A 14,899-nucleotide genomic window follows, 5' to 3' on the forward strand; every position below is an offset into this window, starting at 1 on the left:
AACTAGCTTTGAAAGTTATGCCTACAACGGCGGCAACCCGGCTCTCAACTCCTCCACCCACGCCCGCGCCACGCCGTCCGACGGCGCGCGCCAGTCGCCGCGCGGGGACAGCGCGCCGCCGGCCGATACCTTGGGACCGTTGGGCAGCGCCGAGCGCTTGAACTGGCTGGTCTGGAAGAAGCGCCACAGGAATTTCTCCAACCATGCCGCGATCACCGGCAGGGCGTAGGCACCCTTCGCATCCTCGGGGAAGTCGATCGGCCAGTGGCCCTTGGTCGCATCGGCCCAGGCGTGGTGACACAGGAAGGCGACCTTCGACGGGGCCATGCCGTACCGCACGATATGGTGGAGGAAGAAGTCGTTGAGCGCATAGGGGCCGACGCGGTCCTCGGTGCTCTGCATCCGGCCCTGATCGTCGGCGGGGACCAGTTCGGGCGAGATTTCGGTGTTGAGGATCGCGTCGAGTACGGTGTCGGTGGCCGCATCGAACTGGTCGGTGCGGATCGCCCAGCGGATCAGATACTGGATCAGCGTCTTGGGCACGCCGGCGTTGACGCCGTAATGGCTCATCTGGTCGCCGACGCCATAGGTACACCAGCCCAGCGCCAGTTCGGACAGGTCGCCGGTGCCGAGTACGATCCCCTGCCGCTGGTTGGCGAGGCGGAAGAGATAGTCGGTGCGCAGCCCCGCCTGCACATTCTCGAACGTGACGTCGTAGACCGCTTCGCCGCGCGCGAAGGGGTGGTCCATGTCGGCGAGCATCTGGCGCGCGGCGGGGCGGATGTCGATCTCCGCGCCGGTGATGCCGAGCGCGTGCATCAGTGCCCACGCATTGGCCTTGGTCGCCTCGCCGGTCGCGAAGCCGGGCATGGTGAAGCCGAGGATGTCGCTGCGTGGGCGCTCCAGCCGGTCGAACGCCTTGGCGGCGACGATCAGCGCATGGGTGGAGTCCAGCCCGCCCGACACGCCGATCACCAGTCGTTTGGTGCCCGAGGCGACGAGGCGCTGGCGCAGCGCCTCGACCTGGATGTTGAACGCCTCGTAACAGTCGTCGTCGAGCCGGTCGGGGGTGTTGGGCACGAACGGGTAGCGCCGCACCGCGCGCATCAGGCCGATGTCGGTGAAGCCCGGCCGGTGATCGAAGGCGATGCGGCGGAAGCGGGTTTCGGGATGGCCGTTGGCGGCGGCGCAATCGTTGAAGGTGCCGTTGCGCATCCGCTCCAGCCGCAGCCGGGCGAGATCGACATCGGCATAGATCGCGCCGTTCGCCCGGTCGAACCGCTGCGACTGGGCGAGCAGTTCGCCCAGTTCGTGGATCATGCCCTGGCCGTCCCACGACAGGTCGGTCGTGCTCTCGCCCATGCCCGCCGCCGAATAGACATAGGCCGACAGCGTGCGCGCCGATTGCGAGGCGCACAGCAGTTCGCGTTCGCGTGCCTTGCCGATGACGATGTTCGACGCGCTGAGGTTGCACAGCACCAGCGCCCCCGCCAGCGCCCCGGCGGTGGAGGGGGGGAGGGGCGCCCAGTAATCCTCGCAGATTTCGGCGTGGAACACGAAGTCGGGCAGGTCGCTGGCCGCGAAGAGCAGGTCGGTGCCGAACGGCGCGTCCTGTCCGGCGACGCCGATCGACAGGCCGGTCAGGCCGACGCCGGGGGCGAACCAGCGCTTCTCGTAATATTCGCGGTAGTTGGGGAGGTACGTCTTGGGCACGACGCCCAAGATGCGCCCGCGCGATACCGCCACCGCGCAATTGTAGAGCCGGCCGCCGCGCCGCAGCGCCGCGCCGAGCAGCAGGACGGGGTTCAGGTCCGCGCTGGCGGCGACGACCTCGGCCAGTGCCGCTTCGGTCGCGTCGCACAGCGCGTCCTGAAGATGCAGGTCGTCGATCGCATAGGAGGTGAGGTTGAGTTCGGGAAAGACCAGCAGGTCGGCCCCGGCATCATGCCCCTCGCGCGCTAGGTCGATCGCGGCGCGGGCGTTGGCGGCGGGATCGCCGACGCTGGCGGGCGGCGTGCAGGCCCCGACGCGGAGCAGGCCATGGGTGTGGATCGAGGCGAAGAGGTGCGCGGTCATGGGCGCGATTGTACCGGCGCGGGTGGGGGGATGCCAGCGCGAAGGGGTGGTGGTTTGGGGGCTTCGATACCCCTCAGCGTCACCCCGGACTTGTTCCGGGGTCTACCTCGCCGCAAACGATGACGATGGAGGCGCGACGGGCATCGCCTGTTGCCCGGTGGACCCCGGAACAAGTCCGGGGTGACGACGGTATGAGGGGTGGCTGGGCGTTACACCTTGGCGGCGTAGAGCATCCGCCCTTCGCCGATCAGGTCGAACACACGCGCCAGATCACCCTCGGCGACCGCGAAACAGCCCTGGCTGCGGCCGAGCTTGCCGTGCTGGGCGATCATTTCCGGGTTGGCATACCATGCGCCGTGGATGACGATCGCGCGCATCAGCGCGTTGTCGTTGGTCGGATCGAGGCCGACCAGCCGCTGCGAGCGGCCATGCTTGCCGATATAGTAATTGTCGGTGGTGAACGCGCCTTCGGAGGTCGCGTTGGAATCGGGGATGTTGCTGAAGCGTTCGAGCTGGCCGCGATGCGCCGGGTCCGATCCGCTGCCATGCGTCACGCGCATCGCCGATACGACGCCGCTGTGCATGTCGATGAACTGGAACCGGGGGTGCGCCGAATCGAGCGCGAAGTCGGCGATGACGATGCGATCGGTGCGGCGCAGCCTGTGCGAGTGGCGGTCGAGCGCGGCGACGGCGCGTTCGAACAGCTTGGGATTGACCGTGGCCGGCGCGGCCATCGTCCGCACCGGTTGGGCGGGCATCCGCGCCAGCGACGGATAGGGCGCATGCGGCACCGGAGCCGAGGCGACCGGACCGACCGATGGACGGACGCAGCCCTGTGTCAGCAGCAGACCGGCGAGCCCGCCCGCCGCCTTCAATACCGCTCGCCGCGACCGAACCTCTGCGTCCTGCATCCACATCCTCGTGATTCCGCTGTTCCGTATAATTAAACGACTACTGGAACCGGTTCAATTGTCGGCGGTTTGTGCGTTCCGCCGTCTGCCGCAGCGTTGCAACGGCCGGTCGCCTGCGTATCGTTAACGGCGCGTTTGCCAAACCCGATGCGCTGTTCGATAGTGTGGCGATGCGACTGTCTCTGGCCCTGATCCTGTCGGTGCTGCCGTGCCCTGCGATGGCGCAGGACGCGGACACGCTGGCGATCGAGCGGGCGGTGCTGACGATGCGGCCGGGCGACCATCGCTGGGCCGACGATCCGGCGCAGGGCGGTGAGATCAGCATGGTGGTGAGCGTGCCGATGCAGATGGCGTTCGTCTATCGCGGCGATCGGCTGGTGGGAGCGTCGACCGTGTCGACCGGCAAGCCGGGCAAGCGCACCCCGATCGGCGAATATGTCATCCTGCAAAAGCGGCCGTTCCACCGCTCCAACCTCTACAACAACGCGCCGATGCCGTTCATGCAGCGGCTGACATGGGGCGGGGTGGCGCTGCATGCCGGCAGCCTGCCGGGCTATCCTGCGTCGCATGGCTGCATCCGCATCCCGACGCCGTTCGCGCGCGCGCTGTTTCAGGTGACGCGGCTGGGCGGGCAGGTGGCGGTGGTGAACGAGGTCATCGCCTTTCCGGCGCGGCGCCCGGCGGATGCGGCGCCGGTGCTCGACGGCACGATCGCGGGCATGCTGGCGGCGCGTGACGACCGGGTGAGCGGGGGCGGGCGTGCGCGCTAGAGTGGCGATCGGGCTGGCGGCGTTGCTCGCCGGATGCGGTGGCGCGCCGTCGCCCGCGCCCGAACCGGTCGCGACCGTCGTTATGTCGGTGGCGACGCCGACGCCGACGCCGACGCCGGTCCCGACCGCGACCTCGGCAATCCCCGATGCGGTGACGGCGACGACCAACGAACCTTTTTATGCCGCCGCGATCGATGGCGATGCAATCCGCCTGTCGGGGGTCGACCTGCCCGAGCGGCGGCTGGCGATCGTCGCGCGCGACGCGGTGCCGGACGGGCGGCGGTGGCGGGCCGAGGGCGTCAGCGTCACCGTGACCGACCGGGCGTGCGCGGACGACATGTCGGGCGAGCCGCGCCCGTTCCGCAGCGTGTTGACGGTGGGCGGACGGACCGCGCGCGGCTGTGCCTTTCCGACGCCGCGCGCGCAGGCGACGATCCCGGCGGCGTTCCTCGGGCGGTGGGATCGCGACGCGGCGGCCTGTGCCGCGCCCGCCACCTCGATCGAAGGCGTGACGATCTCCCCGCGCGAGCTGCGCTTCCACGAAAGCCTTGGCGACGTGACGGCGGTGACGCCGGTCGCCGGGGGCGTGTCGATCGCGGTGGCCTATAGCGGCGAGGGCGAACGCTGGACGACGCGGCAGACGCTGCGAGTCGCGGGCGACGTGCTGACGATCGCGGGCGAGGGCGCGCCTATCCGCCGGGTGCGCTGTCCACGTTGAGGACGCCGGCGATCGCCGCGTGCAACTGATCGCTGCTGAACGGTTTGGTCAGGACGGGCAGATCGACCTGCCGTTCACCGATCTCGGCGAAGCCGGTGATGAGCAGCACCGGCAGTCCCGGACAACAGGCATGGACCCGCTGTGCCAGCTCGACGCCCGACAGCAGCGGCATGGCGTAATCGGTGATGAGCAGGTCGCAGCAATAGCCCGGCCGGAGCGCGGCGAGCGCGCGGTCGGCGGTGGCGCAGGCGGTGACGTGATGGCCCATCGCCTCGAGCTGCGCGGTGACGACGTGGCGCACCTCGGCATCGTCCTCGACCAGCAGGACGCGGCGCGGCGCAACCGGCCCGGCGGCGGCCGCCGGTGCGGCCAGCGCTTCGGCAGCGACCGGCGGGAGCCAGAGGTGGACGGTGGTGCCTTCCCCCAAACGGCTGTCGATCGTCACCTCGCCGCCCGCCGCCCGGGCCATCGCCCGCACCATCGGCAGGCCGAGCCCGGTGCCGACCCCCTGCGCCTTGGTGGTGAAGAACGGTTCGAACACCCGTTCGCGCAAGGCATCGTCGATGCCGGTGCCGGTGTCGCCCACCGAGATGCGGACGAACGGACCCGACAGGCCGGGGGCCATGCCGGTGGCGTCGGCAATGTTGGCGGTGGCGATCGACACGATCCCCTGACCCCCCATCGCGTCGCGCGCGTTGATCGCGAGATTCAGGAGCGCGAGTTCGAACTGCCCCGGATCGGTCCGTACCGCCCACGCCGGATCGGCGAAATCATAAGTGAGGCGGATGCGCCCGGCGGCGGTGCGGACGATCAGTTCCTCGACCGCGCGGATCGCCGTGTCGGGGTGGAAGGTTTCGGCGGCAAGGTCGCGCTGGCGGCTGAAGCTGAGCAGGCGGCGGGTGATCGCGCTGCCCCGCCCCGCCGCTTCGCGCGCGGCGGACAGAAAACGCTGCAGCCGGACGGGATCGTCGATCCGCCGCTGCGCCAGTTCGAGATTGCCGAGGATGGCGGCGAGCAGATTGTTGAAATCATGCGCGATCCCGCCTGCCAGCGTCCCCAGTGCCTCCAGCTTTTCCGACTGGTGCCGACGCCGCTGGGCGAGGCGGCGTTCGGTGTCGTCGCGCTCGATCCGCAGCAGGAACCGCCGGTCGGGCGGGCCGAAGGGAATGCGCTGAACCAGTGTCCAGCGTTCGCCGCCGCCGGCCTCGCCGTCCTGCCGTTCCTCCTCGGCCATCGCCTCGCCGGCCAGTGCGGCCCGATCGGCGAAGTCGGCGGGAGCGCCGTCGCCGCGCACGACGGCGCCGTCGTGGTCGAGGATGACGACATGGTCGCCCGAGCTGCGCATCAGCCCGTCGAACGCCGCCCGCTCGAACGCCAGCGCCCGGCGCAACGCGAAGCGGGTCGCGGCGGCATCGATCATCGCGCGCAGCGCGTCGCCGTCCCACGGCTTGTTGGCATAGCCGCTGATCGCGCCGTCGTTGAGCGCGGCGACGACCGCCGACAGATCGGCATAGCCGGTCAGCAGGATCGCCTCCGCATCGGTCGTCGGCCGCGCCTGTCCCAGAAACTGGCTGCCGGTCAATTCGGGCATCCGCTGGTCGGAGACGATCACCGAGATGTCGGGGTTCGCCGCGACCAGCCCCAGCGCCTCGACCGGCGAGGTGGTGGCGAGCACCCGGTAGCGATCCTCGAGCAGATCGGTCAGCGCGACGAGGATCTCGCGCTCGTCATCGACCAGCAGCAGTAGGGGCGGGGTGCCGGGTTTTTCCATTACGGCCGTTCCGGTATCGTGATTACGAATGCCGCGCCACCCTGCGCGGCGGTTTCGATGGCGATGGTCCCGCCGTGCGAGCGGACCACGCCGTACGCGATGGCGAGGCCGAGGCCGGTGCCGGCCCCGACGTCCTTGGTGGTGAAGAACGGTTCGAACACCCGTTCGCGCCGGTCGGGCGGGATGCCGGGGCCGTTGTCGGCGATGCGGATGGTGAAGCGGCCGCCGTCCGACGCGGTCGACACGGTGATGTGACCGCCGGCGGGATCGACCGCGTCGGCGGCATTGGCGACGATGTTCATCACCACCTGATTGACCAGCGCCCCCGAACATTCGAGCAGCCGCAGCGGGCCATAGTCGCGCGTCACGCCGACGGTGCCGAGCCGCGGGGCGAGCAGCGTCAGCACCGAATCGATCGCTTCGGGCACGTCGATCCGCGATACCTCGCCATCGTCGAGCCGCGAGAAGCGGCGCAGCTTTACCACCAGTTCCTGGATACGGGTAAGGCCCGAGCGGATCGAGTCGAGCCGGTCTGACGCCTTGGTCAGATGCGTCTCGCGCGTCGCATCGTCGGTCGCGCCGCGCGCCGCGCCGACCGCGCGTTCGACGGTCGATTGATGCGCGAGGATGAAGGCGAGCGGGTTGTTGATCTCGTGCGCGATGCCGGCGACCAGTTCGCCGAGCGACGCCATCTTGGCCGATTGCACCAGTTGCGCCTGCGTCTCGCGCAGCAGCGCGTTGGCCCCGGCCAGTTCGGCATTGGCATGGGCGAGGCGTTCGGCCGATTCGGCCTCGGCCCGCGCCTGCGCCAGCGCCACCGCCTGTGTCCGGTCGCGCTCCAGCGCCGCCGCTTCCTCGTCGCGGGCGAGCTTGCGGCGGACGATCGCGCGGATGCGGACGAGCAGCATGTCGCCGTCGCGCCCCTGCGGCACCACGTCGTCCGCCCCGGCGGCGAGCCCGGCGAGGACGGTCGCGGGATCGGCATCGTCGGTCAGCGCGACCAGCGCGATGCCGCTGGCGCGCGCGGTACGGCGCGCGTCGAGCAGGCGCGTCGTCTGGAACCGGGTCGCGCCATCGTGTTCGACGATCAGGATGCCGTCGGCCCCGTCCGTGTCGATCGCGGCGAGCGCCGCGACGCGCGTGCCGATGTCACCGACGTCATAGCCATCGGCGGTCAGCCGCACGAACAACGTGTCGCGGTCCGCGCTCACCCCGCCCAGCAGGAACAGGCGGGCGCGGCGCAGCGCGGGGGCGGGGCCGTCCTCGACCGGGCGGGACCGTGCCTGCCGCAGCAGCGCGCGGACCCGCGAGACGATCAGTTCGCCGCCGCCGCGCTTGGGGACATAGGCGTTGGCACCGCTGTCCAGCCCCTGCCGTTCGATGTCGGACGCATCGTCGCCGGTCAGCATCAGGACAGGCAGGGTACGGGTCGCGGTCGTCTGGCGGACGATACGGACCAGTTCGTCGCCGTTCATGCCGGGCAGGCGATAGTCGACGACGAGCAGGTCGGGGCGGCGGACGTTGAGCATGCCGAGCGCCGTTTCGGCGTCGCGCGTGCGCTCGACGGTCATGCCGGCGCGTTCGAACATGCGGCGCAGTTGCAGCGCCTGCGTATCCGAATCCTCGACCAGCAGGATCGACGCGGCGTCGCTCATGCCCGTCGTTCCACGATCCGGCGGACATGCGGGCCGATCATGCCGAGCGGCAGCGAGAGGGCACCGGCGCGCTGCGCGGCGGCGGGCATGCCATAGACGACGGCGGTGGTCGCGTCCTCCGCCACCGCCGATCCGCCGGCCGCGAGCAGGGTCTGGACCCCGGCCCCGCCATCATCGCCCATGCCGGTCAGCACGATGGCGAGCGCCGCGCCGTCGAGCGCGGTCGCCCCGCTTTCGATCAGGCGGGTGGCCGAGGGGCGCTGCCCGCCGACCGGTGGGTCGGTCGAGACGGTCATCGTGCCGGCGCAGCCGATCGTCAGGTGACTGTCGCCCGGTGCCACATGGATGGTGCCAGGGCGCGGCAGGTCGCCGTGACGGGCCAGTTCCACCTGCTGCGGCACGACGCTGCCCAGCCAGTTGGCAAAGCCCTGCATGAAGCCCGCCCCCATGTGCTGGACGAGCAGGATCGGCAGCGGAAAGTCGGCGGGAAGCGCCGCGAACAGCCGGGCGAGCGCGGGCGGCCCGCCGGTCGAGGCGGCGACCAGCAGGACGCGGGGCGCGCGGGTGCGCGGCGGCATGACCGGTGGCGACAGCGCCGGTTCGCGCATCCGCCGGCGAACCACCGCCACCTCGCTCATGATCGCCAGTTGGGTGCGGATTTCGGCGGCGACCTGCACATAGGCGGCGTCCGCCAGCCCGACCGGCTTTTCGACGACCGACAGCGCACCGGCGCGCAACGCGTCCATGCTGTTGCCCAGTTCGCCGCGATCGATCGAGGCGGAAATCACGACGATCGGTGTGGGATGATCGGCCATGATCCGCCGCGTCGCTTCCAGCCCGTCGATGCCGGGCAGGCGGATGTCCATCGAGATGACGTCGGGCCGGACGCTCGGGATCGCGGCGATCGCTTCCTCCGCGCTGGCCACCGCCGCCGCGACGGTGAGGCGCGGATCGCCCGCGACGATATGGGTCAACAGACGGCGGACGACCGCCGAATCCTCGACGATCATCACGCGGGCGGGGGTGGTGCGACGTGGCATGAGGGACGTCAGAGCAGTTGCTGGACCACGCCGATCAGCGTTCCCTGATCGAAATCCTGCTTGGTGACATAGGCATCGGCCCCGAGGCCGAGGCCGCGTTCGATGTCGTCGGGGCTGTTGCGCGAGGTCATCATGACGACGGGTAGCGTTTTCAGTGCCGGATCGTTCCGTATTGCAGCAAGCAATCCGAACCCGTCCATGCGCGGCATTTCGACATCGGCGACGACGAGGTCGATCGCATCGATGCCCGAGCGCAGCCGCTCCAGCCCGGCAAGGCCGTCGACCTCGACCAGCACGCGGTAGCCCTGCGCTTCGAGGATGCTGCGTTCCAGCGTGCGGGTGGTGATCGAATCGTCGACCACCAGGATGGTGCGCGTGCGCGCCGCATCGGTGGCGGTCGCGGCGGGCAGCAGCGGCATGCCGGGGCGGTCGCGCACCAGTTGCGCCGGATCGAGCACGAGGACGACTGCGCCGCCGACCAGCACCGTGCCCAGCACCAGCGGCACGTCGGCGGCGATCGCCTGCGGATCGCCGACCAGCAGCGCGCGGACTTCGCGCAAGGTATCGACCACCAGCACGCGGCGCTGCCCGTCGGCAATGAGCACCAGGGCATTCAGCATCGTACTCCCGGCGCCGTGCGCTTCGCCCAGCACGTCGCCCAGCCGCGTGACCGGCACGGGATCGCCATCCACGACCAGCATCGTCGCATCGCCGCTGGCGTGCAGGTCGGCGGGCGCGATCCGCCGGACATGGCGGACCGCGTCGGCGGGCAGCGCGCAGAGCATCGTGCCCACCTCGACCAGCAACAGCGTGCGGCGGGTGAGGGTGAGCGGCACGGTGAGGCGGATCGCGGTGCCGCCGCCCGCCGCCGGGGCGATCGTCGCCGATCCGTGCAGCCGCCGCGCCGTCTCCGCGACGACCGACAGGCCGATGCCGCGCCCGGCGACCTCGTCCAGCCGATCGGCGGTCGAAAACCCCTGTTCGAACAGCAGCGCGTGGAGTGCCGCCGGGGCGGGACGCGGCGCATCGGGCGCGATCAGGCCGGCGGCGCGCGCGCGGGCGAGGATCGCGCCGTCGTCCAGCCCGCGCCCGTCGTCGCGCACGGTCAGCGTCAGCCGGCCGCGATCGATCCGCGCTTCGATCGCGATCAGCCCCTCGTCGGTCTTGCCCGCTGCCACGCGGACGCCGGGCGGTTCGATGCCATGGCGCACCGCGTTGCGCAGCAGGTGGAGCAGCGGATCGCGCAAGGCGGCCAGCACCCGCCGGTCAGCCTCGCCCTCCACGTCGGGCAGCAGCAGCCGCGCGGTCTTGCCCTCGGCGGTGGCGAGGTCGCGCACGGCGCGTTCATATCCGTCGAACAGCGTGGCGACGGGTTGCAGCAGCAGCCGTTCGCCGTCGCGTTCCAGTTCGGCCGAGGAGCGTTCGAGCTGGTCGGCCAACCGGCGGTGCAGGCGGCGGATGCGCTCGGCCTCGGTCGTCGCCTGCGCGACGCGGCGGACCGCCTCGGCATTGCCGCCCTGCGCCACCAGCGCCTGCAATCCCGCCAGATCGTCGCACAGCGCCTGCAACCGGTCAGTGACGGCACCCTGATCGGCGATCTGCGTGGCAAGGACGCTCAGCGACCGGCCGAGCCGTTCGACGCGGTGGCCGGGCAGCGCGACGCGGCGATCATCCTCCGCCACGGGCAGCGCGGGATCGGGGGCGGGGGCCGCGCCGTCCTCGATCGCGTCGGCATATGCCCGCAGCGCAGCGATCGTCGCGGCATCGAGTGCCGCCTCGCCGCGCTCGACGCCGAGCAGCAGCGCCTCCATCTCGTGCGCCGCCGCCTCGGTATCGGGCAGGTCGACGGCGCGCGCCGCCCCCTTCAGGCTGTGCGCCCGGCGGCTGAATTCGCGCAGGTCGACCGCGCGGCCGGCATCGGCATCGGCAAGGCTCCCGCGGATGCCCGCCATATGCTCGGCCAGTTCCGACGCGAACGCCGCCAGCAATTCAGCCTCAAGCTCGTCCACGACGGTTACAGCCGATAGCGTTCGGTCAGCGACACCAACGTGCGCGACAGGTCGCTGAGGTCGCCGGCCGCCTGATCGAGCTGGCGGGTCGAGGCGGCGGTCTGCTGCGATGCCTGGCGGATGTTCTGCAGCGCGATCGTGACCTGTTCGATGCCGATCTGCTGCTGGTTGGTCGACGCGACGATCTGCTGGAAGGTCTGGACATTCTCCTGCACCCGCGCGGCCAGTTCCTCGATCGCGGCATGGCCCTGATCGGTGCGTTCCTTGCCAGAGGCGATGCGCTTGACCGCTTCCTCGGTCAGCATCACCGACGAATTGATGCCGCGCTGAATGTCGCCCAAGATCGAGCGGACGTTGCGCGTCGCGCCCTTCGCCTGATCGGCCAGCATCTTCATTTCTGCCGCGACGATCGCGAAGCTGCGACCCTGTTCGCCCGCCGCCGCCGCCTCGATCGAGGCGTTGAGCGCGAGCAGATGCGAGCGTTCGGACACGTCGTTGACGGTCGCGATGATGTCGCCGATTGCCTGCGTCTTTTCGGACAGGGCGACGATGTTGGTCGCTACCGCCTCCGCCTGATCGCGGATCGCGTCCATCGCACGCGCGGTGTCGGCGACGGCGGTGAGACCCGAATCGCTTACCTGCGCGGTCGCCTGTGCCGCCGCGATCACTTCCTGCGCGCGGCGGCTGATCTGCGCGCCGCTGTGGGTGATCTCGTCGACGGTCGCCGCTGTTTCCTGCACCGCCGCCAACTGTTCCTCGACCGAAGCGGCCTGTTCCTGCGTCGAGGCGCGGATTTCGGTGGCGGCGGCGTTCAGGTTCTCGGTCGCGGCGCGGTTCTGGGTGGCGATGGTGCGTAGCCCCGAAACCATGTCGTTCAGGGTAACGCCCAGCCGCCCCAGTTCGTCCTTGCCCGTGGCGGCGGTGGTGGTCGACAGGTCGCCGCCGCCGATCCGGCCGACGAAGCCCATGAACTCGCTCAACGGGCCTACCACCGACCGGCGGATCGTCACCGCGACCACCACGCTGATGACGACCGCGAGCAGCAGGCCGATCAGGATCGAGCGCCGGCTGGTATCATATACGTCGCGCGTCGCCTCGCTGCCGCGCTGGATCGCGATGTTCAGCGTCTCGCGCGCCTGCGCCAGCCGGGCGACGGTCGCGGCATGATCGCGCACGATGCCGGTTTCGGCGGCCAGCACCGCCGCGCGATCCCCGCCGCGCACCGCCGCCAGTTGCGCCTCGACATCGCCGCGCGTGCGCGACAGCGCCGCTTCGGCGTCGCCCAGTTGCGCGACCATCCGCGTCCATTGTTCGGCGCGCGCGTTGGTGATCGCATCGGCGCGGTAGCTTTCGGCGGCGCGCTGCTGTTCGGCGATGTCGCGGGTCGCATCGTCGATCGCGGCGCGCCATGCGACCGTGCCGTCGCGCACGCCCGCCGTATCGTTGGTCAGGAACGCGCGGACGATCGTGCCGCGCGCCTCGACCTTGCGCGACAGCGCCTGATCGATCCGGCCGAGCGCCTGGATCGAGGCAAGGTCACGCCCGACGATCTGGTCGACGGTCGTGCGCACGTCGCCGATCTGCGCCAGCGCATAGACGCCGAGGGCGAGCAGGATGGCGGTGATCGCGGCGAACCCCGCGGCGATGCGGGTGGAAACGGACAAGGCTTATCCTTCCTGAAGACGCTTCGGGAGCAGGTGATCGATCAGTTGCGCAGGGTCGATCCGGGTCAGGCGATCACCGCCGCCGGTATCGACCAGCCGGGTGAGCGTCGGGGGTGCCGGATCCACGCCCGCGGTGACGACGCCGAGCAGCCGGTCGACCGCCAGCGCGATACGCGGCTTATCGTGGCGCAGCACGATCATCGCCCCCGCCGCCGTCGCCTCGCGCCCCAGTGCGGCGGCGGGCGCGAACAGGTTCACCACCGCCCCGCGCCACGCGACCAACCCCAACAAAGCGCCCGGCGTCTGCGGTACGCGCGACACCGGCGGCAGCGCGGCGACGGCGCGCACGTCGCCGATCGGCAGGGCATGGGCGATGCCGCCCAGATCGAAGGCGAGCAGCGTTTCGGTCGGATGGGCGGCGGTGTCGCCTGCCTGCGCCACCCGTCGCTGCCGATCGCGCAGCACGGCGGCGATCGCGGCGTCGTCCAGCCCGTCGGCGATGATGGTGAGCACCGTCACAGTGTGGTAATCGCGTGGCGGGCGGCGGCGGCCATCGCGCCGGCGGTCATCCCCTCGCCCTCGGCCAGTTCGGCATCGGGCGGAAGGGCGGCGGCGACGCGCAGCGCGTTGGTCAGGCTGCGGCGGCCATCGTCGGTGCGCCCCTGCGCCAGCAGGTGCCGGCCGAGCAGATAATGCGCCATCGCGAACGACCGGTCGAGGTAGAGCGCGTCGCGAAAGCCGCGCTCGGCCCGCTCGCGCTCGCCCGCCGCCATCGCGCCGAGCGCGGTGAGGTAGCAGGCGACCGCATCGGGCGCGCGCGCGACGACTGGTGGCGGGACGGGCGGCAGTGGCACGGCGCGGGGCGGCAGCGCGATGCGTGGTTCGCGGCGGACCGGCGGGGCGACCGGGCGGGACGGTTCGGGCGCCGGCGCGGACGGGCGCGGCACCGAGCCATGCGGGCGATAGGCGAGGATGCCGCCGACCTGCACCGGATCGGCCACGGCATCGAACGTCGGATTGGGTTCGGCATGGCCGAGCAGCAACAGCCCGTCGCCCGCCAGCCGGTCGGCCAGCGCGCCGACGATCCGCGTCGCATCGTCATGCGCGAAATAGATCAGCACGTTGCGGCACAGGATCAGGTCGTAGCCATCGAAATGCAGCGGCGCGGCATCGGCGATCATCGCCATCAGATTGTGCCGTTCGAACCGGGCGATCCCGCGATAGCGGTCCTTCAACCGGTAGCGGTCGCCGCTGCGGTCGAACAGTCGGGCGCGTTCGGCCTCGCCCAGCGTGCGCAGCGACCATGCACCATAGTCGGCCTGCCGCGCGACCTCCAGTGCCGCCTCGTCGATGTCGGTGCCGGTCAGCGCGACCCGCCAGTCGGCGATGGCGTCGCCCAGCAGGTCGGTGAGCAGCACCGCGATCGAATGCGCTTCCGCGCCGGTCGAGCAGCCGACGCTCCAGATGCGCAGCCGCTTGTCCATCCGGTGCGCCTCGATCAGCGCGGGCAGGATATGCGTCCGCAGCGCGTCGAACTGTTCGGCGAAGCGGAAGAAGAACGTCTCGTTGATCGTGACCGCGCTTTCGAGGTGCGGCCATTCGTCGCCATCGGCCCGCAGCAGCCGGTCGCGATAGGCGGCGAGCGTGGCGTCGCCGCGATCGGCCATGCGCTGCGCGATGCGTTCGAAAAGCTGCCCGTCCTTGTCGATATAATAATGGTGGCCGGTGCGTTCGATCACCATCGCCTTCACCTGCGCGAAGACGGGGTCGTTGCGCGGCAGCGTCATGCCGCCACCCATTGGTTGCGCCGCGCGGTGGCGGCGGCGGCAAGCCGGTCGATCGTATTGCGTTCGGCCGACAGCAGCAGCCGGTCGGGATCGATCACATGCGCGACCGTGTCGCCGACCGCCAGTTCGCCGATGATCGCTTCGTTCAGGCTGAGCGTGGGGTCGATGTCGCCGACCTCGCCCGACACGACATCTTCCGCGCGGTCGACCAGCAGGCAGGGAGCGTCCGCGCCCTTCAGATGGACGAGGTGTGCGAACAGCCCGACCGGCCCGACCGGCGCGGCGGGATCGAGCAGCGCCAGCGGGTGGAGCACCGCCACCATTTGCCCGCGCAGATCGATGAAGCCCAGCAGCGGGCGCGGCAGCCCTGGCGTCGTCTCGACCGGCAGCAGCGGCAGAACGCCACGCACCGCCGCCATCGGCAGCGCGAGCCGCTGTGCGCCGGTGCGCAGGATCAGGAAGGGGCCGGTCATCCTGCGCGCTATATCGATCGGGGGA

Annotated in this window: 12 protein-coding genes; 2 read left to right on the top strand and 10 right to left on the bottom strand. The window is 70.7% G+C overall.

The genetic code is table 11. The features are described from left to right. Positions 1-21 precede the first annotated feature (21 nt). Together ASG37_RS11270 and ASG37_RS11275 are read right to left on the bottom strand one after the other, a co-directional pair. A complete protein-coding gene (locus ASG37_RS11270) occupies positions 22-2,076 on the bottom strand; it encodes an NAD(+) synthase (RefSeq protein WP_055759827.1) in 2,055 nt (684 codons plus the stop codon). 209 nt (positions 2,077-2,285) lie between these two features. Then, entirely contained in the window at positions 2,286-2,987 is a 702-nt protein-coding gene (locus tag ASG37_RS11275; RefSeq protein ID WP_321163618.1) for a murein L,D-transpeptidase catalytic domain family protein, read from the bottom strand. Positions 2,988-3,157: 170 nt separating this feature from the next. On the opposite strand from ASG37_RS11275, the gene ASG37_RS11280 reads away from it, so the two are divergent. Then, on the top strand, positions 3,158-3,757 hold the full coding sequence (locus tag ASG37_RS11280) for a L,D-transpeptidase family protein (protein WP_055759833.1): 600 nt from the start codon (positions 3,158-3,160) through the stop codon (positions 3,755-3,757). Next, positions 3,747-4,475 carry a hypothetical protein gene (locus ASG37_RS11285; RefSeq protein WP_156349129.1) on the top strand — a complete coding sequence of 243 codons (729 nt, stop codon included), beginning with the start codon at positions 3,747-3,749 and terminating at the stop codon, positions 4,473-4,475. The genes ASG37_RS11280 and ASG37_RS11285 overlap by 11 nt, the downstream gene beginning before the upstream one ends. Here the strand turns inward: ASG37_RS11285 and ASG37_RS11290 are convergent. From ASG37_RS11290 to ASG37_RS11325, 8 genes are read right to left on the bottom strand one after another with little or no spacing between them, the layout of a single operon-like run. Further along, positions 4,447-6,246 carry a response regulator gene (locus ASG37_RS11290; protein WP_055759839.1) on the bottom strand — a complete coding sequence of 600 codons (1,800 nt, stop codon included), beginning with the start codon at positions 6,244-6,246 and terminating at the stop codon, positions 4,447-4,449. The two genes, ASG37_RS11285 and ASG37_RS11290, sit on opposite strands and share 29 nt — an antisense overlap. Next, positions 6,246-7,901 (bottom strand): ATP-binding protein, encoded by a 1,656-nt coding sequence (locus ASG37_RS11295; protein WP_055759842.1) that lies wholly within the window; start codon positions 7,899-7,901, stop codon positions 6,246-6,248. Before ASG37_RS11295 ends, ASG37_RS11290 begins: the two co-directional genes overlap by 1 nt. After that, positions 7,898-8,941 carry a chemotaxis protein CheB gene (locus ASG37_RS11300; protein ID WP_200909743.1) on the bottom strand — a complete coding sequence of 348 codons (1,044 nt, stop codon included), beginning with the start codon at positions 8,939-8,941 and terminating at the stop codon, positions 7,898-7,900. Before ASG37_RS11300 ends, ASG37_RS11295 begins: the two co-directional genes overlap by 4 nt. A gap of 8 nt (positions 8,942-8,949) precedes the next feature. Continuing rightward, entirely contained in the window at positions 8,950-10,950 is a 2,001-nt protein-coding gene (locus ASG37_RS11305) for a response regulator (protein ID WP_156349130.1), read from the bottom strand. 5 nt (positions 10,951-10,955) lie between these two features. Beyond that, entirely contained in the window at positions 10,956-12,614 is a 1,659-nt protein-coding gene (locus ASG37_RS11310; RefSeq protein ID WP_055759854.1) for a methyl-accepting chemotaxis protein, read from the bottom strand. Positions 12,615-12,617: 3 nt separating this feature from the next. Then, the gene (locus ASG37_RS11315; protein ID WP_055759857.1) at positions 12,618-13,133 is read right to left on the bottom strand and encodes a chemotaxis protein CheW; all 516 of its coding nucleotides are present in this window, start codon (positions 13,131-13,133) and stop codon (positions 12,618-12,620) included. After that, the gene (locus ASG37_RS11320) at positions 13,130-14,401 is read right to left on the bottom strand and encodes a CheR family methyltransferase (RefSeq protein WP_200909745.1); all 1,272 of its coding nucleotides are present in this window, start codon (positions 14,399-14,401) and stop codon (positions 13,130-13,132) included. The genes ASG37_RS11315 and ASG37_RS11320 overlap by 4 nt, the downstream gene beginning before the upstream one ends. Beyond that, positions 14,398-14,874, bottom strand: coding sequence for a chemotaxis protein CheW (locus tag ASG37_RS11325; protein ID WP_055759863.1), 477 nt, complete (start codon positions 14,872-14,874; stop codon positions 14,398-14,400). The genes ASG37_RS11320 and ASG37_RS11325 overlap by 4 nt, the downstream gene beginning before the upstream one ends. Between the last annotated feature and the right edge of the window lie 25 nt (positions 14,875-14,899).

It is taken from the genome of Sphingomonas sp. Leaf407 (assembly GCF_001425385.1).
GTDB lineage: Bacteria > Pseudomonadota > Alphaproteobacteria > Sphingomonadales > Sphingomonadaceae > Sphingomonas.